The following is a 24,274-nucleotide window of genomic DNA, read 5'->3' on the forward strand; positions in this document are numbered from 1 at the left end:
GGTCCAAGCTCGCAGGGCCCTTCCGTTCCCAGCCACATCGATCAGGCCCACTCCCCGATGGCGACTCCCAAACCTATCGCTCCCGAACAACTCGGTCGCTGGCGTTTGATCCTCGGAGCAAGCTCGCAGGATCAGCTGAATGAATACGGCGGAGGCAACCTCTCCCTCGACGCCGATCAGCAATTGATGGACGAAGCCTTGGCGGCGATCTACGACCAGACGCAGGAAGGTTCCGATTCGAGCGGCAAGCGTTCAGCCGGTTCGGGCGGATCCTCACCTCGCTTGGCAAAATGGCTCGGCGACATCCGCACCTACTTTTCCGAAGACGTCGTCGCCGTGATCCAACAGGATGCGATCGACCGCAAAGGGATGCGGGAACTGCTGCTGGAACCGGAACTACTCAAAAACGTTCAGCCCAACGTGCAACTGGTCGGGACGTTGTTGAGTCTTGGCGGTCAGATTCCCGAGCGAACCAAAGAGACGGCGCGGATGGTCGTCCGAGCCGTCGCCGACAAGATCAAACTCACGCTGGAACAACGGATCCGACAAGCGGTCCAAGGGGCGCTCAATCGGAACGAACACTCTCCGATTCCGCACGCCAACAGCATCGATTGGAAGTGGACGATCGGGCGGAATCTGAAAAACTACAACGCCCAATTGGGACGCTTGATTCCCGAACGGGTCTATTTCTATTCGCGGGCCCAACGGACGAACAACTGGACCGTGATCGTCGATATGGATCAGAGCGGTTCAATGGCCGATTCGGTTGTCTACGGCGCGGTCACCGGTTCGATCTTCGCCAGCCTGCCCGCCCTGAAGACACACGTCGTCGCCTTTGACACCGAAGTCGTCGACCTGACCGAGACCTGCGGCGACGATCCGGTCGACATGTTGTTTGGCGTTCAATTGGGCGGCGGCACCGACATCAACAAATCGGTCGCCTACTGCGAACAATTTATCACCGAACCGAGCGAGACGCTGTTCATCCTGCTGGCCGATCTGTTTGAAGGAGGCAACCAAGCCCAATTGGTCCGCCGATTGGGCGAGATGGTCGAATCGGGCGTTCGCGTGTTGTGCTTGCTGGCCCTCTCCGACAGCGGAACTCCCTGTTTCGACGAAGCGCTTGCACGGCGACTGTCCGCCCTCGGAATCCCCTGTTTCGCCTGCACTCCCGATCGTTTGCCCGAGCTGGTCGAAGGAGCTCTCCGCGGTCAAGACTTGCAATCGCTGGCGACTCGAATTAAGTCTGATGACTCGCATTAACATGCCAGTCGACAACACCAATCCTTGCGACTGGCACCGGCAAACAGATTCAGGGCAGGTTTATCATGCAGGTCTTCATTGGTGAATACACGATCGGCGGCGGTCTCGCTTCGACTCCTTTAGCCTCGCTTCCGCAGAGCCTGCTGGCCGAAGGAACCGCCATGCATCACGCGATCTGCGACGACGCAAGCCGATGTGCCCGCGTGGTCACGACGATCGACTCCCGTTTGCCTCATCGTATGGATCCGGCGATCCAAACGATCCCCGTCGATGCCTCCGCCGAATTGATCCCTCAATGGCTCGCCGCTTCGGCAGGTTGCGACGCCGCGATACTGATCGCACCGGAATCCGATCGGCTGCTCTATAAATTAGTCGCCGCGTTTCGAGGCTTCGGCCGCAACGTGATCGCGGCGGATGCCAACTTCATCGATGCCACAACCGACAAACTGCAACTGAGCGAACGTTTGCTGGCTGCGAACGTTCCCCATCCGATCCCCTTCGGCCCGCGGCAGACGCCGCAAGAGTCCAGTGCAACGGAGTGGATTTTGAAACCGAACGACGGCTGCGGATCGATCGAAGTCCAACGCTTCGGCTCCTTCACCCAAGCCGACAACCAACGCCGACGCCGCACCGGCGACTGGATTATCCAAGCCTATCACCCCGGGCAAACGGTCAGCATCGCCGCGATCGTGACTGCCGGCGGGATCCATTGGTTGCCGGCGTGTTTGCAAAAAATGGAGCCGCCCCATTTCAGTTATCACGGCGGACAAAGCCCGCTGTCCGACGCGCTCGCCAATCGTGCCGAGCGGTTAGCTGCCGCGGCGCTTGATGCCGTGTTCGACAGATCGTCGCGGTTCAACGACTCTTCCAGCCAAGTCGGCTACGTTGGCGTCGATCTAGTTCTCGCCGACGACCCGCGCGATGATGTGGTGATCGAGATCAATCCTCGCTTGACGACCTCTTATGTCGGGGTTCGCCATTTGATGAAAAGCAATCTTGCTGCAACAATGCTCGGCCTCGACGCGGCGCCGCCGATCCTTGATCCCTCCGTTTCCGCAGTCCGCTGGGACGCGGCGGGGCGTGCCGACATATCGCCAGGCAACTCCGCCCCCTGCCACCGCACACAATCCGAAGTTTCGCGATCGCAATGAACGACCCCACGTTGGCTAACGATGCCGCCTCGCAATCCGAACCGCCCGAAACGCATTGGATTGGAATCGACGTCGGCGGCGCCAACATCAAAGCTGCCGATACCGCGGGCTGGACGTCCGCCGAACCGTTTGCGTTGTGGAAGCATCCCGAACGTTTAGCGGATCAATTGAAACAGCAACTGCCAGCACCAACCGCGGCGACGCGGTACGCCCTGACGATGACCGGCGAACTGGCCGACTGTTTCGCCGATCGCCCGCAAGGTGTCCGCCAGATCGTCGACGCCGTCGCTGAGGCCACGCAAACGGAGGCGTCCGCCGGCGTCGATCCACTGTGGGTTTACAGCTTGGATGGCCAGTGGCTGCGAGCCGATGAGGCGAAGTCGAATCCCGACGACGTTGCAGCGGCGAACTGGCACGCGATGGCCAGCTACGCCGCACGATATCTCGGCGACAACGAAACCGGATTGATGATCGACATCGGATCGACGACAACCGATCTGATCGCGATCGATTCCCACGGCGTGCAAACACGTTCGCGGACCGACGTCGACCGTCTGGAAGGTTCCGAATTACTCTACCTTGGCGTTGGTCGGACTCCGCTGTGCGGTCTGACTTCGTCCCTGCCGTTTCGCGGCCGCGAGGTTCCTGTGATGGCGGAGTTCTTCGCGACGACCGACGACTGTTTTTTGGTCCTCGGTCGAACCACGGCGATGCCCGAGGATTGCGATTCGGCCGATGGGAAACCGCGGACTGTCGAGAACAGCGTCAATCGGATCGCCCGCATGATCGCCCTGGATCACCGCAGCTTCACTCTCGACGACGCGGTCGCCGCGTCCGAACATATCGAAGCGATTTTGAAAGCTCGCATCGCCACCGGGATCGCGAAAGTTGCAAGCGATGCGTCCGCGTGGGTCATCGCCGGGCATGGCGAATGGTTGTTACCCACGACGGTGGCGCGACAGATTTCGCTGGCTCAAGAACTTGGGGCGGAACGGTCCCGCGTTGGTCCGGCTTACGCACTTGCCTGTCTCGCCGAAGCGAGGTTCGCATGACCGACAAGAGGCCTGCCATGCGAGTCGTCAAGTTTGGCGGCAGTCTATTGATCAACCCCGATCTCGCGGTGGCGGTCCGCCGCTGGCTAACAGCTCAGACGCAGCGGAAGACGGCGATCATCGTTGGCGGCGGCGAACTGGTCGATGTAATGCGAGCGATGGATCGACGCTTTGAACTCGATCTCACAGCGATGCACTGGCGGTGTATTCGATTGCTGCGGCACACATTCGAGATCGTTTCGGAGCTGATGCCCGAGCTTGTTCCGATCGGCGACGCGACAGCTTTGGAGCGCTGGTGCCACGACCGCGGAGACCGTTCGGCGGCGCTGGTTGCTGTCGATGCGTTCTACGCTGCGAACACTCGCGGCCCGATCAGCCTGCCCACCAACTGGGCGACGACGACCGATTCGATCGCGGCTCTGCTGGCTCGACAATTGGAAGCAACGGAGCTGGTGTTGTTGAAGAGCTGCTCCGTCGCGGAGACTATCGACTGGCAGGAAGCAGCGCGACGCGGGATCGTCGACGCCGCTTTCCCGCAATTCATCGAAGGCATCCCCGACGTGCGACTGGTGAATCTAAAGGATCACCTGCCGGGGACGACTCTGCAACAAGAGGACTAGCCCATCGACATCGCCGATTGCCCGGCATAAGCCTCGAAATTGCATTCGCTAACCTGTGCGTTAAGTGTCCACATATCGTACAGATATCCAAGCATGAACAGCCCGCCGGTACAGAGCCACAACAGGCCGGTCAGCCACTTGCCCATGTAGAAGCGGTGGATCCCAAACACCCCAAGAAACGTCAGCAGAATCCAAGCGACGTTAAAGTCAAATGGACCGCTGTTGTAACGCAGGTTCGCCGTGCGGCTCATGCTTGGGATCAGGAACAGGTCGATGATCCAACCGATGAAGAAGAAGCCAAGGGTAAACGCCCAGATCGTGCCACTGATCGGGCGACCGAAGTAGAATCGGTGGGCTCCAAAAAATCCGAAGATCCAACAGATGTAGCCGATCGTGGTCGAGTGCGTTTGCGGTTGATAGGTATTCATATTGGTTCACCTTGGCAGCTTGCGAGCGTTGAGTCGTAAAGGAATTCGTTCCAGGTTGTCGATCTTGGCGTAATTCGCCGCGTTGTTTTGCATTGTCGCAAAACTCATGCCAAAAATCGACATGCGTTTCGGCTGTACTCGGCTTCGGTTCCCATCGATAATAGCCGCTGGAGTAGAGGCTTCAGCCGATCGATGCTCCGATTCATCGCAGAAGAGTTCGCCTGAAGGCTCGACTCCAACGGCCAATCCGTCTTCAAATTCTCTCCGTCCTTTAGCCCCAGTTTTTTAAAGTTGCCGATGTCGCACGCAGGCTCGCAAACCGCAGTTTTCCGAGCTGTCGACGTCGCGAAGATCTATCGCATGGGAGAAGTCCAGGTGCACGCGCTGCGAGGCGTTTCGTTGGACCTGTTCGACGGTGAGTTCATCGTTTTGCTGGGGGCCTCCGGAAGCGGCAAGTCGACGCTATTAAACATCCTCGGCGGGCTCGATACGCCGACCTCCGGAACGGTTCATTATTTGGACCGCGAGCTGACTGCAAGCGACGATGCCGAACTCACCCAATACCGGCGGCAGAGCGTCGGATTTGTCTTCCAGTTCTACAATCTGATCCCCAGCCTGACGGCACGAGAAAATGTCGAACTGATCACCGAGATCGCCAGTTCGCCGATGGATCCGTTGGAAGCCTTGGAACTGGTGCAATTGCGTGACCGAGCGAATCACTTTCCAGCTCAATTGTCCGGCGGCGAACAACAGCGAGTGGCGATCGCGCGGGCGATCGCTAAGAAACCGAAGGTCTTGTTGTGCGATGAACCAACCGGCGCGTTAGACGTTCACACCGGGATCGTCGTCCTCGAAGCGATCGCCAGGATCAATCGCGAACTGGGAACCACGACCGCTGTGATCACGCACAATGCCGTGATCGCGCAGATGGCCGATCGTGTGATCTCGTTGTCCGATGGGCAGATCGCGGGGGTGCAGACCAACACCGACAAACGATCGGCTCAGGCGTTGCAATGGTGATCCCAAGCGACGCCCGACGACGCGAGTTCCCCGATACGAATCGGCGGCCCGCATGTTAAAGCTCGATCGCAAATTGATTCGCGACCTGATGCAGATGAAAGGTCAGGTGGTCGCGATCGTGCTGGTGATCGCTGCCGGAGTGGCGACGTTTGTGATGTCGATGTGTTCTTACGCTTCGCTGGCGACGAGCAAAGATTCGTTCTATCGCGAGTTCCGATTTGCGGATGTCTTTTCGTCGGCCCGTCGCGTCCCCGACACGATGCTGCCGCGGATCGCACAGATCTCGGGCGTCGCGTCGGTCGAAGCTCGGATCGTCGACGACGTGCTGCTGGACGTTCCGGAGATGGCCGATCCGGCAACCGCTCGGCTGATCTCGGTCCCCGAACGCGGCGACGCGGTGCTGAACAAGCTGTACATCGCACGCGGCCGGATGCTCGAAGCGGGCCGAACGGGAGAGGTCGTCGTTTCCGAAGTCTTCGCCGACGCCCACGGCTTCGTTGCCGGCGACACCGTCGATGCGATCATCAATGGTCGGCGGCAGACGCTGAAAATCGTCGGCGTCGCCCTCTCTCCCGAATACGTGATCCAGGTGCAACCGGGCAGCATCATGCCCGACAACAAGCGGTTTGGCGTTTTCTGGATCAACCAACGCGATCTCGAAGCGGCACTGGACATGACCGGTGCGTTTAACAGTGTCACGCTGAAGCTCGCCTACGACAGCAACGTCGACGAGGTGATCGACCAGTTAGATCGATTGCTCAAACCGTTTGGCAGCGTCGGCGCGTACGATCGCGATCAACAGATCTCGCATCAATTCCTGTCCGACGAAATGGCGCAATTGCGTTCGACGGCAATCATGGCTCCCGCAATCTTCCTCTCAGTCGCCGCGTTTCTGCTGAACATCGTGATCTCGCGGATCATCGCTCAACAGCGAGAACAGATCGCCGCGTTAAAGGCGTTTGGATACACGCACGTCGAAGTCGGCCTGCACTATCTGCACATGGTGTTGGTGATCTCGTTGACCGGCACGGTGATCGGGGCGGGGCTAGGCTTTTGGATGGCGGCGAACATCGTTCATCTGTACGAAGAGTTCTACAAATTCCCGCAGCTTGAATTCCAAGTCGATTGGTTAGCGATCGCACTTGCGTTTCTGTTGACGACCGCCGCGGCATTGATCGGCACTTGGTTGAGTGTTCGCGAAGTGATCGCGCTGCCGCCGGCCGAAGCGATGCGTCCGGCACCGCCGGCAAACTATCGTCCCACGCTGATCGAACGGATTGTCCCCTCCGGATCGCTGCCGTCGGAGGTTCGGATGGTGATTCGCAATGTGGCTCGAAAGCCTTTGAAGGCGAGCCTCTCAATTTTGGGGATCGCGATGGCCGTCGCGGTGATGATCGTCGGCAACTTTTCGCTCGATTCGATCAACTACATGATGGACTTCCAATTCCGCTTGGCGCAGCGACAGGACATCTCAGTCACTTTTGTCGAACCGGCCACAGCATCGGTCGTCTACGAAGTCTCTCGTTTGCCGGGTGTGCAAGAGAGTGAAACGATGCGCTCGGTCGCCGCGGAGGTGAAGTTTCAGAACCGCTCGCGACGCGTTGGGATCTTGGGACTACAACACCATCCTCAGCTGTATCGTTTGCTCGACAGCCGCGAACAAGTGGTCCAGGTTCCCGACTTTGGGATCATGCTCAACAGCAAGCTCGCCGATCTGCTGAGCGCCCGGCCAGGCAGTCTTGTCACGCTGGAGATCCTGGAAGACAAACGCCCCACGGTGGAGATCGAAGTCACCGCGATCGTCGAGGAATACACAGGCGTCAACGCATATATGAACAAACAACAACTGCACAAGTTGTTGAAAGAATCGGAGGTTGCATCGGGGGCTTATCTAAAAGTCGATTCGAGCCGCTTGCAGGATGTTTTTCGCGAGTTGGAGCAACGACCGGGCGTCGGCAGCGTGGCGATTAAGTTGGCGGTGTTGGAGAGTTTCAACGAGACGGTCGCCAAAAACATCCTGGTGATGCGTTCGTTTATCATTATGTTTGCCGCAGTGATCGCGATTGGCGTGGTCTACAATAGTGCAAGGATTTCGCTGTCCGAACGCAGCCGCGATCTGGCCACGATGCGCGTCGTCGGCTTCACCCGCCGAGAGGTCTCGATCGTGTTGTTGGGTGAGATCGGCCTGTTCACTGTGTGCGCGATTCCGATAGGCTGTTTGTTGGGCTACGGCCTGGCCGGCGTGATGGCGGCGGGACTCGATACCGACAACTACCGGATCCCATTGGTCGTCAGCCGCGAGACTTTCGCCCTGGCTGCGATGGTTGTTGTCGTCGCGACGTTCCTGTCGGGCTTGATCGTGCAACGGCGAATCAACGAACTGGATCTTGTCGCGGTGTTGAAGATGCGTGAGTAACTCCCTATAGATATTCCCCGGTCATGAAGTTCTCACTCAAAACATTCATCTGGTTGACGATGTTCGTTGCCCTGGCATTGGCCAGCGCGTTCACATTGATCCCCAAACCAATCGCCGTTGAATTTGCGACCGCCACGATCGGCCCGCTGCGCGTGACAGTGCAGGAGGACGGCAAGACGCGGATCCGCGAAAAGTACATCATTTCGGCTCCCGTCTCCGGACGAATCTCTCGGATCGAACTGGACGCGGGGGACTATTGCGATGAAAAAACACTGCTGGCAGTGATCCTGCCGAGCGATCCGGCGATCCTCGATTCGCGTGCGCGAGCCGAAGCAAATGCGAGAGTCTTGGCTTCCGAAGCCGCGCTGCAACGAGCCAACTCCAGCGCCGAACAGGCTCGGATCAACCATGAACTGAGCCAATCGAAACTGGAACGAGCCGAGACGCTGTTGGCCAGTCGAGCGATTTCGCAGGAACAGTACGACGTCGTGCGAGCCGAAAGTTTGGCAGCAGCTCAAGCGATCAAGACCGCCAGCTTCGATACCGAGATCGCCCGCTTTGAATTGGAGATGGCCGAAGCCGCCGTCGATCAGTTCTCCGATAAACAGAAGGAATCGTCGGCGGAGCCGTTTGAAATCTATGCGCCGATCTCAGGGCGCGTGTTGCGAGTTTTTGAAGAGAGTTCTACGGTCGTTGCCGTGGGGACGCCGCTGTTGGAATTGGGCGATCCCAGTAATCTGGAGATCGAAATCGATGTCCTCTCCACCGACGCGGTCCGGATCAAACCGGGAGCCGAATTGATGGTCGAACACTGGGGTGGCGACACGCCGCTGTCGGGCAACGTCCGCGTGATCGAACCGGGGGCGTTCACCAAGATCTCATCGCTGGGGGTCGAGGAGCAACGCGTCAACATTATCGCCGACTTCAACGAACCGGTGGAAAGGATCGCTTCGCTGGGGGACGGTTATCGGATCGAAGCTCGGATTACCGTCAAGGAACTCAGCAAAGCGCTGCAGATCCCCAACAGTGCGTTATTTCGTCACCAGCGGAAATGGCATGTGCTTTCGATCGTCGATGGGAAAGCCAACCTGCAACCGGTGCAAATCGGATTGCAGAGCGAATCAGAGACCGAGATCACCGACGGGTTGACCGGCGGCGATCGAGTGATCGTTTACCCCAGCGACGCGATCCGCCCCGGAACCGCAGTCAAACCGGTCCCACGCGTCCCGTGATCGCCCCAAGTCGTACGACGCGTGCTTTCGCGGAGCGAAAGACGACACTCGCAGCGTTGGTCGCCTTTCGCTCCGCGAAAGTGCGTTCGGCACGGTCTACTAGCACGACGCGCAAGTTTTGATGTTGCGCGTTGATGGGGTTGCTAGCGAAAATTGGTATTGCAGAAAGAGGTGAGACATCCTGAGTTTGTGAGTTACCACACAAACAAAGCCCAGGAGCTCACCGATGGCAATCATGGAAGATTCCCTCCCCGCGATCAAGTCGTTTCTGCCGAACACGCAGGGTTCTGCTCACTTTCGAAGCATGCTGCTGCGATTCTTGATCGCTATTCTTACGCGGCACGGTCGAAACTCGTGCATGTTTGCAGCCTCCGCCATCGAGGGAAAACCGCGGCATCGGGCACAACCCGGACGCTTCCTTAAACGGTACCGGCAGGCTATCGCCGATTTGCTCGCGGCGATCACCCTAAAGATGCTTCGTGATCAGGATTGGAACGGCCGCTATCTCCTGCTGCTCGATTCAACGCTCGTCGCCACTGCCGGCCAGACCATCGAAAACACCTTCAGCACCGGTAACTCCAAACGTCGACCGGCCAAGAATCGCCGCTACACCAAGTACAAATATCAACGAAAGAGTTGCCACTGTTTCGTGTTCGCATTGCTGCTGACTCCTGACGGATTGCGAGTACCGATGTGGCTGCCGTACTACACCAAGCCTTATGCGAAGGTCCACAAGATCAAACATCGGACGCAGGCGCAGCTTGCGGCGCAGTTGATTTGCGACGCGCAGGTACCGGCCGGCACCGAACTGATTGTTGTGCTCGGAGACACCGCATTTGACGCCAAATGCGTGCGTGCGGCTTGCCAGGAGCGAGGCTATTTCTGGATCGTTCCGGTCAACACCAATCGCGTCTTCTCTGCAAAGAAGCACGGCAAGCGGCCTCGTGTGAGTTTGCGAATCGAACAACTTCCTGCATCACGTTTCCAAACCATTCGTCTTTCGATCGGTGCGGGGCCTTACGCTGCTCAGCGTCGAGCCTCCTGCCATCGAACGGCACTCCGCCGCCGCGACGGGACGAAGTCAACTCGGACGTATCACGTCCACAGCGAGAGAAGCGAGGTCCACAATGTGGGCATGGTCATGCTCGTCTTTTCCTCGAGTAAGCCGATTGGCAAAAAGATTCAACGTGAAGGGACGAAGTTGTTGATGACCAATGCAAAGCACTTGTCGGCTCGGCAGGTTTGTGAGCTGTACAGTCTACGTTGGCAGATCGAGTTGTTCTTCAAAGAACTCAAGAGCACGCTGGGAATGAACCAGTACAGCTTCAAAGATTTCGAGGCGGTCGAGAGCTGGATGGGGATCGTCTTGATCACGTTCTGCTATCTGGAATGGACTCGTCGCCGCAAGCTGGCTGATCGCCGAATCGACGATCGGCAGCGCAAATGCTGGAAGCACGCTCGCAGCTACACCGTCCGCGAGGCGTTGTTGGTAGGCATTCGCTATCGCGAGCACCAGTGGCACCTGCGACGGCTAAAAACCAACCACGGACTCCGCACACTGAGGAAACGCTACACTGAGCTTTTATCCCAGGAATACCGGTGCGTCGCCTGACTAAAGCATCCAACGGCGCAACATCAAAACGCGCAAGCGAGTGCTCCCCAGACATTTGCGTCCTGCTTTGATTTCACTCGCTTGCGCTTCGTGCTAGGCACTGTTTATTAAAGCAGTTTGAGCACTCGCCGCATGGCGGCGAGTTGAACGAAAGCAAGGTACGAACAGGCAAGTTTATCGTATCGCGTCGCCACTCGGCGAGATTCTTTTAGCCAGCCGATCAGTCGTTCGATGATATTGCGGCGGCGGTAAGCTTCGCGATCAAAATTCGCATCCCGTGATTCGTTAGCCTTCGATCCGATGACCGGTTTGATCTGGCGGTCGCGGATGAACTGGCGAATCGCGTTACTGCTGTATCCCTTGTCTCCTGCGATCACTTCAGGACGACTGTCGTAGCGATGAAGACTTAGTTCACAGCTTGCGATGAGATTCTCAAGTTCCGTCGACTCGTGGCGTTGACCGCCAGTCGCCGTGATTCCGAGCAACGTTCCCTCGCCATCGCATAGCACATGAATTTTCGTCGAGTATCCGCCTCGAGAACGTCCCAGAGCCACTAATTCATCGTTCTTTTCGCTCTGCGGAATCATACCCGAAGCGCTGCGGTGAGCCCGAATGACGCTACCGTCAACGCACCAAAGCGACCGGTCAATCTTCTCCAGTGCGTCCAGTCGCTTCAGTAGTGTTTGATAAATTCTGGCCCAGAGCCCTTCCTTGGTCCATCGTCGAAATCTGGCGTAGACCGTTTGCCATTTCCCCAGTTGCTCAGGTAGATCTCGCCAGGGGCTTCCAGTCTTCGTGATCCAGAGTATCCCATCTATTACCGTGCGATGGTTGCTCCACTGTCGTCCCGGCTTACCGAGCCGCTGCTTGGGCAGCAGATGACGGATTGCATTGAACTCCCGATCTGTGAGACGATGGCGTGGCATTTGGCTTCCTCCTTGGAGCACTTTGGTAGGTACTCCGGGAGGTTGCCGAATGCGTTTCTGTTTGACCAGATCAGTTTGTTAAACAGTGCCTAGTATGGTTAAACGAAGCGTTACGTCCCGGCTTCCTGTTTCCGCGGGCCGAGGGCGGCGACGATTTCGTCGACTGCTGATTCGGGGAGCGTGGGCAAGATCGCTTCGATTTTTGGGATCTCTGCTGCGGGAAGGTCCCCCGCCAGCTGCGTTATCCAATACATGCCGTATCCGCTACTCTTGCTGCCAAGTTTTTCGATCGCCGCGATCCAGCTGTCGGTCGCTTCGGCGTGACCGATGCGGATCATTACCGCCACGACGTTGCGAAGCTCATAGACGCGGGCGCTTCGTTTCAAAAGAGCGGCAAACTTGGTCGACAGATATTCGTCCAGCGGCGGCGTCGAAACGGTCGCCAGTTCGGTCACCGCCTCCAGATCATCTTGAGCAATCGCCTCGTCGAGCCATGCGGGATCCCAGACCCGCGGTCGGGATGGGTCGGCTTCGTCGCCATCGCTGTCGCGGTGCGCCGCGGCGACGCGCGAGTGCATGTACCAGAGATCGCGATCGCCACCGTAGACGATGAAACGCTGGACCGCCTCGTGCCGCTGTTTCGCTTTTCCTCGCGACTTGCTGCCAACTTGATAGTAGGGGGAGAAGACCTTGTAGACTTCGTGCGGCGTCAACGACTCGACTCCCGCTCGCAAACAGTTCACGAAAATGTCATCGGGCAATTCATCGCGACTCTCGACAAGCAATTGATGCATCGATGCCGCGCCGGTGCTGAGCATCACCTGCGTCAACTGTTGGACCACGTCGGCACCGGAGACCGGCGTTCCCTTCAGCGCCGTCAACGCTGCGTGCTGCGAAAACAGCCACTGCAACAATTCCAACGTCGGCTCATCGCTGCGCTCCTGCAACGCCAACAACAAGGTGTGGAAGCGGACAAGCGCCGGGCCTAGCTTGGTACGCGTTTTCGATTCGAGCAAATCGGTCGCTTGTTGCCGGACCGTCTCCCGCGCGACTTCGGCCAACGTGGCGCTTGCGTTCTGACTGACCGGGATCGCGGCCAGTTCGAGATCCTTCGATTTCAACGCCGCGGAGTAGATCGCGATGGTTTTGTCGTCGTCGAATCGGGCCAGTCGTTCCAGCGCGACGCGGCGGACTTCTTTGGAACGCGCCTTGGCTTGGTCGTGAAGATGCGGCAGGTCGTCGTCGGAATCGCCAAGGCATCCGAGCGCCGCGATCTTCATCTCTTTCGAACCGTTTTCGAACGCTTCCAAGACCAGCGGGCGAGCGGCTTGCGGATCCAAGCGGTAGAGCGTTCGCAATCGCCGCACGTTCCCAGCCCGTCCCTTGATGTCGATCTCTTCGGCGATCAACGGCACGATCGCGCGGCCATAACCGGGCAGGAGCCGATCGGCGACAAAATCGGCCAGTTCGGGATAGGTATCGTCCAACGCGGCGACTGCCAAATTGATGATCCGCAAATCGGCAAACGCTCCCTGATCGTAGGCTTCGCGAATCGTTTCCATCCGCCCCGAACCGGTCGAGGTAAGGGCTTCGACTAACGGCTTCATCAACTTGGCCGAAACCTGCGTCGTCTGGGTGCCGAGGCTCGACGTCGCGATCGGTTCCAGATCGCCCTGGATCGTCGTTTGCCCCTGTGTATAAAGGATGGCCGAGACGAGAGAGCTGAGGTCCAACAGCGCCTGTGCCGATTCGTCGGCCGGCGCGTCAACAAGCCGTTGGATCGACGCGGCGACCTGTCCGAATACGGGAGCCTTGGCAGCCGACTTCTCCAACGGCTCCACTAATTTGGTCAAGCGAAAGTCCCCGGCGGCGAGATTACTGCCAGCGATCGCGAGCCGCCGCGTTTCGTCATAGACTTGATTTAAGACCGCTAGACTCATCGGGCGTTTCCTGGGAGCGATGGTTTCTCGAAAAGCGTGAGCTAAGTCACATAGGGTATCTGGCCGCAGCGGTACAATTGTAGGCCTGCCCGGTCGCGCCGAGCAACTGTTCTCATCTTCTCTTATCTCCGCTTGCCGGATCCTGCTCATGAGCAATCGCATGAAATCCTTCTTCGCCATCGCGATGGTTGGCGTCGCCGTTGCGACCGTCGCTCGCGCCGACGATTCCCCCACGGCGGCTGCCGACGATTTGGTGCCCCGCTATTTTTTGGCGATGGTACATGCTCCCGAGGTCCACACCGAACTGGAGCTCTCCGAAGCGCAGATCGCAGATTTGGAAAACGTCTTCCAGAGTGTCGATTCGACTTGGTTTCAATCGCGTCTGCTGCCCGCCGACCAACAGAACAAGATCATCGATCAGACCGAACTGCCGGTTCGCAAGTGGTTCGCCGACAACACGTCAGCGAAACAACAGCAACGACTGAAGCAACTGGAATGTTATTCGCAAGGCGTGCGGATGCTGTTGACCGATGAGATGGCGACGCAGTTGGATATCGATCGCGGCCAACAAACCAAACTGATCGCGTTGGCAAAGACCTGCCGCGATCTGGAGCAACGTCTTCAGAAGGCTGTCGCCGCCAAACAGCCGACCGACGACCTGACCGAGAAATTGCAAAAGGCAGTCGCTGCGGAACGCGAGGGCTACAAACAGGTGCTCAAGCCACAGCAGATCCAAAAACTGGGGCAGGTTTTGGGAGAGCCCTTCGATACCGGCAAGCTGAAGCGGACCTATCCAATGGCTCCCGAATTCGTCCCCGTCGAACACTGGCTCAATTCGCCGCCGCTGCAGATCCGCGAGCTGAAAGGGAAGGTGGTGCTGGTCCATTTTTATGCTTTCCAATGCCACAACTGCCACGCCAACTTTGCTCATTACCAACGCTGGCACCGCGAACTGCGCGACAAGGGCGTCGTCGTGGTCGGTATCCAGACGCCGGAGACCTCGCGGGAACGCGATCCCAAGGCGGTGCAGGCGGCGGCGGTCGACCGCCAGTTGGAGTTTCCGATCCTTGTCGACCTCGGCTCGCAAAACTGGCGTGCCTGGGGAAACACGATGTGGCCAACCGTTTACGTCGTCGACAAACAGGGGTACATCCGGCACTGGTGGCAAGGCGAATTGAATTGGCAGGGTGCGACGGGGGACAAGACGATCGAGGATCTGGTCGAACAACTGCTCCAAGAAGGCTAAGCCGCCCCGATCGGCTGGTGACTCTGCAGAAATCGGCTTCACCGACGGTTGCCGGTTGGTGCCCGCGGTCGCTTTGTGCGACAATATGACCTCGGATCTTTCGATTTGACGTCGGTCAGCGAGCCACAGTTTTGTCCCAATCCACCACTCAATTTCTGCTCGATCGGGCCCGCGAAGGGGACGCCGACGCCTTTGGCGAGCTGCTGGAACAGTATCGCAGCTATCTGTGGATTTTGGCTCACCGCTATCTCGACGATCGGTTGCGGCAACGGATCGATCCGGCCGATCTGGTTCAGATCACGTTCATGGAAGCCCAACGCGATCTGCCTGCGTTTCGCGGCCAGGAACCGGCGGCGTTTGTCGTTTGGATCCGCAACATCCTGCGGAACAACCTCGCCTCTGCGGTCGCTCGGCACGTGATCACTCAAAAGCGCTCGGTCGCTCACGAAGTTCGGCTGGCCAACGATTCATCGCGCGGTCCGGGACTGGCGGGACAATTGGCGGGCAGCACGACCAGCCCCAGCCAACAGATCATGCGGGCGGAGACTTCGCAGGCGCTGTTGGACGCGCTGGATCAATTGCCCGAGATGCAGGCGGCGGCGATCAAGCTGCGGTACATGGAGGGGCTGAACATGAAAGAGATCAGCGAAGCGGTCGGGAAGACGGAGATGGCTGTTGGCGGGCTGTTGAAGCGGGGGCTGAAGCGGCTGCGGGAAATTCTGTTGGACGAGAGCCAATAGTCTGGTCCACAATACGAACACTTAAATGAAGCAATTCGTGAATTGAGAGCGGTAAAACGGGGATGCCTGATCCAACAAGTTCCAATCAGCCGGAGGAGTCCGATCTTCCCGATCCGATCGACGAGGCGTTTGTCGCGTATTTAAAAGCGCGCGATGCGGGCGGGTCGGACAGTCGAGCCGACTTTATCGAGCGATTTCCCGATCTGAAATCGCAGCTCTCCGAACTGTTGGATGCCGCCGATCTGATCGAACAGTTGGCCGGATCGAATGTCGCCAGCGAAAACGCCGATCCAGCAGCCGACACGCGAGCGGGCGTGCGGATCGACAGCATCGGCGACGATCTCGAAGCCACGCTGGCGATCACGCCGGTCCCAGGGGAAGGTGCCGGTCCGCAATTGCCCTTCGAAATGGGGGACTACGTTCTCGAGAGCGTGCTCGGACGCGGCGGGATGGGAGTCGTCTACCTTGGTCATCAGAAGAATCTCGATCGTCCGGTCGCCGTGAAGATGATCCGGTCGGGCGTGTTGGCTGGCCGCGATGAGATCAAGCGTTTCTGCTCCGAAGCCAAAGCGGCGGCAAAGCTGAAGCATCCCAATATCGTTGCGGTGCATCATTTTGGGCTCGAAGGGGGACATTACTATTTTTCGATGGACTACGTCGAAGGCTTCGATCTGTCGAAGAAGGTCGACGACGGACCGCAGGACTGTCGCGAGGCGGCGCGGTATGTCCGCGATGTCGCCGCGGCGATTCACCATGCCCACCAACGCGGGCTGCTGCATCGCGATCTGAAGCCGGGCAACGTCTTGATCGATGCATGCGACCAAGTCCACGTGACCGATTTTGGATTGGCCAAACATGTCGATGCCGAGAGCAGTCTGACGAACAGCGGCGCGGCGATCGGGACGCCAAATTACATGGCTCCCGAACAGGCTAGCGGCGACCACGAAGCGACCTGCCCGCAATCGGACGTCTATTCTTTGGGGGCGATCCTGTTTGCATTGATCACCGGTCGGCCGCCGTTTGTCACCGATTCGGTGATGCAAACATTGATGCAGGTGATCCATCGACCGGCGCCGGAACTCCGCTCGCTGTGCGATGCGCCCGAAGATCTCGATACGATCGTCGAGAAGTGTTTGCAGAAAGAGCCCCAGCAGCGTTACGCGTCGGCCGAAGCGTTGGCGGAAGATCTCGACCGCTTCTTAAATGATCAACCGATCAAGGCCCGGGCTCGCACGTCGCTGCAACGCGGTCTCGATTGGCTGTCGGAAGTTCCGATCTTCGCCGCGTTGATCGGTCGCCGGTTGATGCATACGTCCGACAGCCATCGACGCTTTCAATCGATGATCTTGCTGCTGGTGTTGTCGATGCCGATGATCCTGGCCGCCGTTCTGTTTGGCGCTCGAATGCTGCACGATCGATTGCCGTCGGAGCCGAAGATCGCCGGCGGTCCGGCGGGAGACGTCTACGCGCAGGTCGCTGGTGAACTGGCGGATCGACTGCATCAAGCTGTCGATCGCCCGGTCGTTGCGATGCCAACGGAAGGATCGGTCGAAAATCTGGAACACCTGCTCGCCGGCGATGTCGACCTGGCGATCCTGCAGGCCAGCGCGGTCCGCGGCGAACAGGTTAGCGTGATCGCGCCGCTGTATTACGAAGCAGTCCATTTGCTCGCTCGCCGCGATGCCGGAATCGCTCGGTTCGCCGAAATTGCGGGACACCGCGTTGCGATCGGCGGGCAGGGGAGTGGATCACAACTGGCGGCGCACATGTTGTTCGATTCGCTGGGGCTAGCCGAAAGCGATATCGAGATCGTCTACCAACCGTTTCAGCAATCGCAAGGCGACGCGACGATTCCGTTGTCGATCGCTTGCGTCGCTCGCGGCAGTAAGATCATGGCCGCTGCACTGCAGAGCCAACAATTCCAGTTGCTTGCGGTCGAAGATCCTTTAAATATCTCGTTGGATCATCCGACACTGCGACCGCTACAGATCTTGCCGGCCGATTATCCAGCGGCCGATTTGCCAGCCGACGGGATCGCGACCGTTGGCACGACAGCGTTCCTGGCGACGCGTCGCAACGCACCGGCGGTGCTGGTGACCGCAACGCTCGAAGCACTCTACCGGAGTGAAATCTCCGTGCCGCGAATGATCACACGTCAACAAGCCGCAGAATGGCAAGGCTTGGCCCTACATCCTGCGGCTCGCGCGTTTTACGAATCCGAGTGAGATTCGTCTTAGATTCGGAAGATGGCGTCGATTCCCAGCATGAACTGGTTGTCGTCGTTGCCATCGTCAAACGGTTGGCTGGCGGCGGTGCCGTCGAACCAATCGGCTCGCAATTCGGGGCGGATCGTTAGGTTCTTGGAAACCGCCATATTGAATCCAGCCGACAGGCTGTAGAAGTCGCCAACAAATGGCGGATTGTTGGGATTGCTGGGTCGGTTCAGCCCGACGCGTGTTCCCTCTTCGTCGCGGAACCATTCAAACCGCACGGCTCCCTTCAATCGATCGGTGAAGCAGTAGGTCAGGTACTGATCGATGCCGTACCAATCGGCGCGACCGCCGTCGGGTGCACCTTCCTCCTGGAAGCCCAACCAGTGATGGAAGACGTAGTCCAAGCGTTTGGTTACTGGCAACGCCACCAACCAACTGTAGCGGGTGCGATTGGTGAAGTCGGGATTCAGTGCGACGCCCGCCAGGTCGTTGCTTGAATCGCCAGTCGTGATGGCAAACGAAGTCCATGCCTTGCTCGACTGCGAATCGTAGCGGACCTTCCCGATGAAGCCAGGTTTGTCGCTTTCGCGGTCCAACGAATCCCAGCCGTTGTGAATTCCCAGGTTAAAGCTCAACGCGTCGGTTGGGCGGACGTTCAACTGGGCGCCCCAGTGAGTGAACGGGCCGGCGAATTGGTAGCTGTAGGATTTGCTGTAGAAGAAGTTATCGGGGGCCATGACTCCTTCATAACCGACGACCGAATAGAAGTGACCGACCTGCAGCGAGACATCTTCGTTTCCCATCGAAACATAAGCTTGTGGCAATGCCAAGCCATAATATTCGCCGTTCCAGCGAGCCGCCCCATCGTCGCGGCGTTCCAAACCGTTGGACTGAGCCAACAAGTAATCTTCGCCGTAGAGAATATCGACGCGACCGCCGATGCCAGCGCCGTAACGGGGCAGGCGTTTCTCGACGATCATGTACAGCTGGTTCAACATCCCTTCGTTGCTACGATCGACAGCGTTGTAGGGACCGTTGAACTTACTGTTGGGGCTGGACGTGTTTCCGATGAAGCCGGCATCAACCCAGCCCGAAACGTTCCAACCGCTACTGGCCTGGCCCAATAGTCCGAGCCCAAACAGCCCACCGTCGCAACAACTGTCCATACCGGCGTCACAGCCAAATCCGCCGTGGTCGCAGCTTGCGCCGCAGAGGTCGCTGCAGCCTGCCGAGCAACCTCCGAGGCAACCATCATTGCACTCATCGCCGCAGATCATGCGAGCGTCGCAGTCGGAACCGCCGCGATAGTGTGCTGCGCTATCGCACAACATTCCGTCATCGCACCGAAGGCTCGACAGGCAAGACGGACTGCCCGCCAACAAGACACTCTGCTGTGTGGCGATCGCCAATGCGATCGACAACGCACCCAATATATTTTTCCGCATCGTAATAGTTTCCCATCCTTGGAAGAACTTACATGAAACACAGTACACCTTTGTTATCTACAAAAGCGTATGTCAGAGATCGTCTGGCTCCATCCAAGGGGAACAAGCAATACGCGTCGCGACGCTAATTAAAAAAAATCCCAATCGCGAATCGGGAGTATTCGGCAGGCATTGCCAAGAATGCCTATCCCAACATTACCCACGTGTACATACTACTGATCACCCAAAATGGCGACAGCACAGGAGCTCCCGATAGCGTTCTCTTTCCATGCTGAACAGGCTCGCCAACGGGGTCGCACACTGTTGGTAGAACTCCGATCCGAATCGCTGTGGCGCTGCGTTCGCACAACACGGACGCCAGGCCCGGCCCCTTCACGACAAAAGTATTGAGAATCAGTATCAACATGCTCTTGCGTTGCGCTTGTATTTTCACAACAATGGCAGTGAAAATGTTCAGCCTCTCCGCCACGTGCTCCCACGGCGTGAAAGCTATCAAAGCAATCAAGCCTCCCCGCCGCCGATCGGACCCACTGTTATGGACTCGCCCTCGGACCTCGCTCACCTCGGTGAGACCCCGATCCTCCCCAAGGTGTTTGAGTTTGCCGCGTTATCGGGCGACCGGCCGGAGGTTTGGATCGAGCTGGACGGGATCACGTACCGTTTACGCAAGACTCGCCAAGGCAAACTAATCCTTACGAAATGAGATCCGGTCGATGGCTAAAGAACTCTGCAAACTAAAAAAATCATTGCGTGGCGAGATCGGGATGTACGTTCGTTTGATCAGCGAACCGACGCATGTCTGTCTAAAATGCGGCCGCGCCGCGAACGATAAAAAGCTGCTGTGCAAACCGCAAAGCATCGCCTCGGCAATGCAGAAGGCCTAATCGGCGAGTGCTAGTCGCGCGCGGCCGATCGCTGGCCCGCGACGTCGAAATTTTCGTTCTCTCAACCGCAGCAAGCTCTCCTCCTGCCGCCGGTTTACGTTGGACAGGTGCCGCAAGTCGGCCTCAAGCGTTATAAACAAACCTCGCCGGACATCCGTCCGGCGGTCGCCCGGTTTGTTGCGCTCGCGACGATCGCCACCCGCGAACCGGCTCTCTACGCATACCTTTCAACCCAAACAAATGACAATGAAGTACGACGTATACGGCGTTGGAAACGCCTTGGTAGATATTCAAGCCCGCGTCAGCGACCAAGTCTTGGCCGCGACAGGATTTGACAAAGGGATCATGACGCTGGTCGACGACATCCAACAGCAAAGCGTGCTGTCGAGTTTGGGCGACGTTTCGTTGAACCGCTGTGCCGGCGGATCGGCAGCCAACACGATCGTCGGAATCGCCGACTTTGGCGGCAAGGTCGCCTACGCGGGGAAGGTCAGCGGCGATGAGGTCGGCGACTTCTTTTTGAAGGACATGCGCGATCTGGGCATCACGATCGAAGTTGCCCCCGCGGCATCGGGACCGACCGGAACCTGTGCGGTCTTGATCAGCGAAGACGCACAGCGAACGATGCTAACCAATCTCGGCGTCTCGATCACGCTCAGCGAAGCCGATATCGATGAAGCCGAAATCGCACAGGCCAAGTACCTGTACGTCGAAGGTTATCTATTGACCGGCGAATCGACCAAGGCGGCTGCTTACAAGGCGATCGATTGTGCCAAGCGGAACAACGTCAAAGTTGCCTTCACCGCATCGGATCCCTTTTTGGTGAACACGATGCGAGACGAGATCTGGAGCCTGATCGAAGGTCCCGTCGACCTGTTCTTCTGCAACGAAGAAGAAGCGAAGAGCCTGACCAAACTAACCGATCCAATCGCCTGTGCCGCAGAGATTCACAAGCACTGCGAAAACGTTGCGATGACCTTAGGGGCCAACGGATCGATCATCATGCACGGCGGTGAATCGTTCCCGATCGAAGGTGTCGCGACCGACGCGATCGACACCACGGGAGCTGGCGACATGTATGCCGGCGGCGTGTTGTACGGCATCACCAACGGCATGTCGTGGAAACAAGCCGGGCACTTGGGGTCGCATGCGGCCAGCCGAATCGTGTCGCAGTTGGGCGCCCGCATGGAAAAGAAGTTCAGCCCCGAAGAGATCAAGCAACTGATGGCCTAGTCGCCACGCTGTTGCTCGACCAATGCTCTGGCAGGCGAATCCCTGCCAGAGTCGTTGATGGCGTGTTTGCGGCCGCCTGATTCGGCGGGCCGACGGCCTTTCTTATTGGAAGCGTTCCAGCAGCTTCTTGGTCAATCGAATACCTTCGTATTCATCCGGCGTTCCGCCTTCCCATTCGATTCCGACCCAACCGTCGTAACCGGTGTCCAGGACGATCTTCATCAAGCGAGCGTAGTCCAGATTGGCTTCGTTCCCCTGGTCGTCGAACTTGTGTGCCTTGGCGCTGACAGCCTTTGCGAAAGGCATCAACTCCTCGGTCCCGAGGTAGTTGTCGTATTTTTCGCCGGTTCCGCGATTGATGTAGAAGTTGCCGAAGTCGGGCAGGGTGCCGCAGTTATCCAAGCCGACCATCTCGATCGTGCCCGCGAGCCATTTGCCGTTGGACGACAGGCCACCGTGGTTTTCCACGATCACGTTCAAGCCGTGCGGCTTGGCAAATTCGCTCAAACGGCGAAGACCATCGGATGCCAATTTCTGCTGTTCTTTGTATTCGCCCGAACTGCCGGCGTTGACGCGAACGCTGTGGCAGCCGAGTTCCTTGGCCGCTTCGACCCACTTGTAATGGTTCTCGACAGCTTGCGTTCGCTTCTTGTCGTCGGGATCGCCCAATCGGCCTTCGCCGTCGATCATGATCAACAGTTGCGTGACGCCATTGTCCGCCGCTCGCTTGTTCAATTCGGCAAGATACGCCGCGTCTTTCGCTTTGTCCTTGAAGAACTGGTTTACATATTCGATCCCCTCGATGCCAAATTCATTTTTGGCAGTCTCAGCGAATTGCAAGTTGTCCAGCTTGCCGCCGCGGATCGTGCGATGCAGCGACCATTCGGCCAGCGAGATCTTAAACTTAGGCTTCGTCGCCGCCTGGGCCAAAGCTGTCCGCCCGAGGCTGCCCAGCGATAGCGCCGCAGCGCCAGCGGCGATACCGGTGCGCAGAAATCCGCGTCGATCTTGTGCTTGAATCATGGAAGGATGGTTCCTTGAGAAAAAATGGGAATGGTCTGGTCCGCGTATTCTAGGGGCGCAGGTTCGATCGAAGATCAATTTTCTGCGCGTCCTGGGGTTTCAGGTAGTGTAGTCAAAAACGAGACGATCGTGTTGACCTTGCCAATACGAAGAAAGACAATGTAAGGCATCCCGCCCGCGACCTCTGTTCAGGAACTCCCCATGCCTTCGATCGTCGATCCAGGATTCTCGCGCGACACCCGCTCCCGCGCGACTAAATCGCAGCTGTGCACGCTGATATCTTGCAAGAGTCTGTTGGCCGCAGTGGCGATGCTGTGGGTAACGGCTTCGCTCGCCGCAGCCGATGCGCCAACGCCACCCAACGTTGTCTTTATCCTCGCCGACGACCTCGGCTATCGCGAACTAGGCAGCTTTGGGCAAGAATTGATCAAGACGCCGCACCTAGACAAACTCGCGAAACAAGGGATGCGACTGACTCAGCACTACTCGGGCAACGCCGTCTGCGCCCCGTCGCGATGCGTGTTGATGACCGGAAAACATCCCGGTCATGCCGAGGTGCGAAGCAACAAATCAACGCCGCCCGAAGGGCAATGGCCGATTCCCGACAGCGACATCACGCTCGCCGAATTGCTTTCGGGCGAAGGCTACGCCACCGGAGCGTTTGGGAAATGGGGACTCGGCGGTCCCGATTCCTCTGGAGAGCCGCTGCGTCAGGGAGTCCAACGCTTCTTCGGTTACAACTGCCAATCGCACGCCCACAGCTACTATCCGTCTTACCTTTGGGACGACAACCAACATGTCAAACTGAACAACGATCCTCCGGTCTCCGGCCACATCGGGTTTGCCGATGGCGACGACCCCAGCGATCCGGCCAGCTACGCTCGTTTCAAGGGACAGGATTACGCGCCCGACCGCATCAACGCGCAGGCACTACAATTCGTTAAGGACAACAAAAACAAACCGTTCTTCTTGTATTACCCGACAGTGATTCCGCACGTCGCGTTGCACGTTCCCGATGAAGAGCTGAAACAGTATCACGATTTGGGCTGGCAGGATCCGCCGTTTGTCCGCGATGGCGGATATGGGTACACGCCCCACTTCACGCCGCGAGCGGCTTATGCGGCGATGATCACTCGGATGGATCGCTACATCGGCAACATCTTGAACCTGTTGGACGAACTGCAGCTGAGCGACAACACGATCGTCGTCTTCAGCAGCGACAACGGCACGACTCATCTGGGCAAAGAGGTCGATTACACGTTCTTCCGCAGCGTTGGTGAACTGCGCGGCTTGAAGGGCTCGCTGTACGAAGGAGGCGTTCGCGTGCCGACGCTTGTCCGTTGGCCCGGTAAGATCGCGGCGGGATCGCAGAGCGATTATGTCAGCGGATTCGAAGACTGGATCCCAACGCTGATGGATCTGATCGGCAAATCGGAAGACGTTCCAGAGGGCTTGGATGGGATCAGCATCGCCCCGACGCTGCTGGGAAAATCGCAGGAAGAACGTCCCTATTTGTATCGCGAATTCCCTAGCTACGGCGGTCAGCAGACGATCCGCGTCGGCGACTTTAAAGCGGTTCGGCAGAACATGAGCAAAGGAAATTTGGAGATCGAGCTTTACAACATTCGCGAAGACATCGGCGAACAGAACAACATCGCCGCGGAGCATCCCGAATTGGTTGCCCAATTAGCACAGCAGATGGAAGCGGTCCGAACGCCTTCGAAGATCTTCCCTTTGATCCCGTTGGACGCCCCTGCACGGAAGGCGAAGAAGCGTTAGAATTCAGCCCCACTCGGGCTCCCAACGACTGCTTCGCCTCCACAATCAGCG

Annotated in this window: 20 protein-coding genes; 15 read left to right on the top strand and 5 right to left on the bottom strand. The window is 58.1% G+C overall.

Annotation, left to right across the window (positions count from 1 at the left end):
• The first annotated feature begins 57 nt into the window (after window positions 1–57).
• The 4 genes from CA51_RS16985 (at window position 58) to CA51_RS17000 (ending at window position 4,086) form a co-directional block, all read left to right on the top strand.
• On the top strand, window positions 58–1,263 hold the full coding sequence (locus CA51_RS16985; RefSeq protein WP_145122421.1) for a VWA domain-containing protein: 1,206 nt from the start codon (window positions 58–60) through the stop codon (window positions 1,261–1,263).
• Between the two features lie 65 nt (window positions 1,264–1,328).
• Window positions 1,329–2,414, top strand: coding sequence for an ATP-grasp domain-containing protein (locus CA51_RS16990; RefSeq protein WP_145122422.1), 1,086 nt, complete (start codon window positions 1,329–1,331; stop codon window positions 2,412–2,414).
• Window positions 2,411–3,466: a hydantoinase/oxoprolinase family protein gene (locus CA51_RS16995; RefSeq protein WP_145122423.1), complete on the top strand. Its 1,056-nt coding sequence runs from the start codon at window positions 2,411–2,413 to the stop codon at window positions 3,464–3,466. The genes CA51_RS16990 and CA51_RS16995 overlap by 4 nt, the downstream gene beginning before the upstream one ends.
• Window positions 3,467–3,483: 17 nt before the next feature.
• Window positions 3,484–4,086 carry an amino acid kinase family protein gene (locus tag CA51_RS17000; RefSeq protein WP_145122424.1) on the top strand — a complete coding sequence of 201 codons (603 nt, stop codon included), beginning with the start codon at window positions 3,484–3,486 and terminating at the stop codon, window positions 4,084–4,086.
• Here CA51_RS17000 and CA51_RS17005 read toward each other — a convergent pair.
• Window positions 4,083–4,514, bottom strand: a complete 432-nt coding sequence (locus tag CA51_RS17005) for a TM2 domain-containing protein (protein WP_145122425.1) — start codon at window positions 4,512–4,514, stop codon at window positions 4,083–4,085. The genes CA51_RS17000 and CA51_RS17005 overlap by 4 nt on opposite strands.
• Window positions 4,515–4,811: 297 nt before the next feature.
• Between CA51_RS17005 and CA51_RS17010 the strand changes: the two genes are divergently transcribed.
• The 4 genes from CA51_RS17010 (at window position 4,812) to CA51_RS17025 (ending at window position 10,794) form a co-directional block, all read left to right on the top strand.
• A complete protein-coding gene (locus tag CA51_RS17010) occupies window positions 4,812–5,534 on the top strand; it encodes an ABC transporter ATP-binding protein (protein WP_145099195.1) in 723 nt (240 codons plus the stop codon).
• A 52-nt stretch (window positions 5,535–5,586) separates the two neighbouring features.
• Window positions 5,587–7,950 carry an ABC transporter permease gene (locus CA51_RS17015; protein WP_145122426.1) on the top strand — a complete coding sequence of 788 codons (2,364 nt, stop codon included), beginning with the start codon at window positions 5,587–5,589 and terminating at the stop codon, window positions 7,948–7,950.
• Window positions 7,951–7,973: 23 nt separating this feature from the next.
• Window positions 7,974–9,182 carry an efflux RND transporter periplasmic adaptor subunit gene (locus CA51_RS17020; protein WP_145122427.1) on the top strand — a complete coding sequence of 403 codons (1,209 nt, stop codon included), beginning with the start codon at window positions 7,974–7,976 and terminating at the stop codon, window positions 9,180–9,182.
• Window positions 9,183–9,654: 472 nt separating this feature from the next.
• Window positions 9,655–10,794 carry a transposase gene (locus CA51_RS17025; RefSeq protein ID WP_197451248.1) on the top strand — a complete coding sequence of 380 codons (1,140 nt, stop codon included), beginning with the start codon at window positions 9,655–9,657 and terminating at the stop codon, window positions 10,792–10,794.
• 107 nt (window positions 10,795–10,901) lie between these two features.
• On the opposite strand, the gene CA51_RS17030 is transcribed toward CA51_RS17025, so the two are convergent.
• Window positions 10,902–11,720 (bottom strand): IS5 family transposase, encoded by an 819-nt coding sequence (locus CA51_RS17030; protein ID WP_145122429.1) that lies wholly within the window; start codon window positions 11,718–11,720, stop codon window positions 10,902–10,904.
• A 110-nt stretch (window positions 11,721–11,830) separates the two neighbouring features.
• Window positions 11,831–13,660, bottom strand: coding sequence for a hypothetical protein (locus tag CA51_RS17035; RefSeq protein WP_145122430.1), 1,830 nt, complete (start codon window positions 13,658–13,660; stop codon window positions 11,831–11,833).
• A 160-nt stretch (window positions 13,661–13,820) separates the two neighbouring features.
• Here CA51_RS17035 and CA51_RS17040 point away from each other — a divergent pair, with 160 nt between their 5' ends.
• From CA51_RS17040 to CA51_RS17050, 3 genes are all read left to right on the top strand, one after another.
• A complete protein-coding gene (locus CA51_RS17040) occupies window positions 13,821–14,906 on the top strand; it encodes a redoxin domain-containing protein (RefSeq protein WP_197451249.1) in 1,086 nt (361 codons plus the stop codon).
• Between the two features lie 131 nt (window positions 14,907–15,037).
• Entirely contained in the window at window positions 15,038–15,646 is a 609-nt protein-coding gene (locus CA51_RS17045) for a sigma-70 family RNA polymerase sigma factor (RefSeq protein ID WP_145099210.1), read from the top strand.
• Window positions 15,647–15,708: 62 nt separating this feature from the next.
• Window positions 15,709–17,871 (top strand): serine/threonine-protein kinase, encoded by a 2,163-nt coding sequence (locus CA51_RS17050; RefSeq protein WP_145122432.1) that lies wholly within the window; start codon window positions 15,709–15,711, stop codon window positions 17,869–17,871.
• Window positions 17,872–17,879: 8 nt separating this feature from the next.
• Here CA51_RS17050 and CA51_RS17055 read toward each other — a convergent pair whose 3' ends face one another.
• Window positions 17,880–19,304 (bottom strand): outer membrane beta-barrel protein, encoded by a 1,425-nt coding sequence (locus CA51_RS17055; protein ID WP_145122433.1) that lies wholly within the window; start codon window positions 19,302–19,304, stop codon window positions 17,880–17,882.
• A gap of 535 nt (window positions 19,305–19,839) precedes the next feature.
• Between CA51_RS17055 and hemP the strand changes: the two genes are divergently transcribed.
• From hemP to CA51_RS17065, 3 genes are all read left to right on the top strand, one after another.
• On the top strand, window positions 19,840–20,007 hold the full coding sequence (gene hemP, locus CA51_RS17060) for a hemin uptake protein HemP (protein WP_145122434.1): 168 nt from the start codon (window positions 19,840–19,842) through the stop codon (window positions 20,005–20,007).
• A gap of 10 nt (window positions 20,008–20,017) precedes the next feature.
• Window positions 20,018–20,188, top strand: a complete 171-nt coding sequence (locus tag CA51_RS25920; protein WP_197451250.1) for a hypothetical protein — start codon at window positions 20,018–20,020, stop codon at window positions 20,186–20,188.
• Window positions 20,189–20,434: 246 nt separating this feature from the next.
• A complete protein-coding gene (locus tag CA51_RS17065; RefSeq protein WP_145122435.1) occupies window positions 20,435–21,421 on the top strand; it encodes an adenosine kinase in 987 nt (328 codons plus the stop codon).
• A gap of 102 nt (window positions 21,422–21,523) precedes the next feature.
• Here CA51_RS17065 and CA51_RS17070 read toward each other — a convergent pair whose 3' ends face one another.
• On the bottom strand, window positions 21,524–22,444 hold the full coding sequence (locus tag CA51_RS17070) for a sugar phosphate isomerase/epimerase family protein (protein WP_145122436.1): 921 nt from the start codon (window positions 22,442–22,444) through the stop codon (window positions 21,524–21,526).
• 201 nt (window positions 22,445–22,645) lie between these two features.
• Here CA51_RS17070 and CA51_RS17075 point away from each other — a divergent pair, with 201 nt between their 5' ends.
• Window positions 22,646–24,223, top strand: a complete 1,578-nt coding sequence (locus CA51_RS17075; RefSeq protein WP_145122437.1) for an arylsulfatase — start codon at window positions 22,646–22,648, stop codon at window positions 24,221–24,223.
• The last annotated feature ends 51 nt before the right edge of the window (window positions 24,224–24,274 follow it).

Source organism: Rosistilla oblonga, assembly GCF_007751715.1.
Classification (GTDB): domain Bacteria; phylum Planctomycetota; class Planctomycetia; order Pirellulales; family Pirellulaceae; genus Rosistilla; species Rosistilla oblonga.